The sequence below is a fragment of the Anaerotignum lactatifermentans genome (genome assembly GCF_014982935.1).
Classification (GTDB): domain Bacteria; phylum Bacillota; class Clostridia; order Lachnospirales; family Anaerotignaceae; genus Anaerotignum; species Anaerotignum lactatifermentans.
On sequence record NZ_JADCKK010000139.1, the window covers coordinates 1 to 1,268 of the forward strand.

At 64.5% G+C, this 1,268-nt stretch carries 2 protein-coding genes; both read right to left on the bottom strand.

The window, feature by feature from the left end; translation table 11 throughout:
* A partial coding sequence (locus tag INF29_RS14300) for a magnesium transporter CorA family protein (RefSeq protein ID WP_193487394.1) occupies nt 1-823 on the bottom strand: 823 nt, incomplete at its 3' end.
* A 167-nt stretch (nt 824-990) separates the two neighbouring features.
* Nucleotides 991-1,268 (bottom strand): adenine nucleotide alpha-hydrolase family protein (locus INF29_RS14305; protein ID WP_330608354.1); only part of this gene is annotated, 278 nt, incomplete at its 5' end.

Here is a 1,268-nt window from a genome sequence, read left to right on the forward strand (position 1 = left end):
TGGGAATCGCCATCACGATGGTGATGACGGTCAGCACCTTCATGACGATGTTCAGGTTGTTGGAGATCACGCTCGCGTAGGCGTCCATCGTGCCGGAGAGGATGTCGCTGTAGATGGCGCACATCTCCTGGGCCTGATGGACCTCGATCATGACGTCCTCCATCAGGTCCTCGTCCTCCTCATACAGCGTGATGAGCTTGCCGTGCATGATCTTGTTGAGCGTCACCTCGGCGGATTTAAGCGAGGTCGAGAAGTAGACGAGCGACTTCTCGAGCGAGAGCATCTGCAGGAGCTCCTCGTTGCGCATTGAGCCGTACAGGCGCGACTCGGTCTTATTGGTGAGCCGGTCGATGCGCCGCTGGTGGACCAGGTAGCTCGGGGAGATGCGCAGCAGCATCTGGAGCAGGAAGCTAGTGCGCATGCGGGTGTTGACCTGCCGTACGCGGCCGCTCGCCATGTCCTGGACGATCGGGCTCTCCTGAAGGCTGACGGTGACGATGATGTTCTCGTTGCGCAGGAAGATCGCGGAGATGGGCAGGGTGGTGTACTGCAGCATCGAGGGGTCCTGCATGTCCTCGACATCCTCTGCGCTGGGGTAGTCCACGATGACGAGCGTCTGGTTGACGTCCTCGTCGTAGTCGATGTGCGAGGTCTCCTCCTCGTCGAGGGCGGAACGGACGAACTCGGGCACGATGCCGACGGTCTGCTCAAGCCATGTGCGTTCCTCCGGCGTAGGTTCCACGACGTTGACCCAGCAACCTGATTCCGGCGCATCGATCTTGACGGTGATCCCATCCAACCCGGTCTTGTAGCATTCGACCATGGTGCCCCCTTTCGTGTTCGGAGATGCTGCGGGGCGCAGCGCTGCCGCGGACACGATACCGCATAGGGGCGGCGGGGGCGAGGAGGCGGGCGGCAGTATCAAGAAGACCTTACGGGTCCTTCACAGCACGGGGACAATGATGTCGGCTTGCCGCGGACGGGCGCCTGTCACGATGCGGCGTTCATGCTGCCGTGGGCGTAGGGGACGGCCACCGGGTCGACGGCCGATGCGCCGCGCTCGAGTAGCGCTGCGACGAGGTCCCCGTCGAGCTCGACGCCGTCCGCAACGGCGTCCCCGAGCGCCGGAAGCTCATCCGGCGCCGCCTCGACGCGAAGCGCCCCGCCGATGAGCCGCGCGCGCACCTGGCGGAGCCCCCGGTCATGCAGGAGGTCCTCGCAGGCTCGGACGACCTCCAGCTTGCGTGCGGTGAGCGCCTCGCCGCAGG